General features: G+C 41.8%; 1 protein-coding gene. It reads left to right on the top strand.

Going from position 1 to position 261, the window contains the following annotated elements; genetic code table 11:
* Positions 1-261, top strand: a 261-nt coding sequence (locus ACKX14_RS16080; protein ID WP_422449423.1) for an aldo/keto reductase, incomplete at both ends; no start/stop codon positions are given.

Genomic DNA, 261 nt, shown 5'->3' with positions numbered 1-261 from the left:
AAGCATAAAGAGAACCGACTATACCATCTCAACCAAAACTTATGCTTATACTGAAGAAATGGCCGAGAATAGTCTCCACAAGGCAATGAAGGAAATCGGAACAGACTACATTGACATTTTTCTACTGCATGAGCAGGAAAGCATACATACCATAAGAGGACATTATCCTGCAATCGAATACCTGCTTAAAGCCAAGGAAGCCGGAAAAATAAGGGCATTGGGAATATCCACCCACAAAATAGCCGGAGCAAAAGCCTTGAG

The organism is Thermorhabdus hydrogeniformans (genome assembly GCF_049310025.1).
Classification (GTDB): Bacteria; Bacillota; Thermosediminibacteria; order Thermosediminibacterales; family Tepidanaerobacteraceae; genus JBJYKD01.
This window is presented reverse-complemented; position numbering and strand designations above follow the sequence as displayed.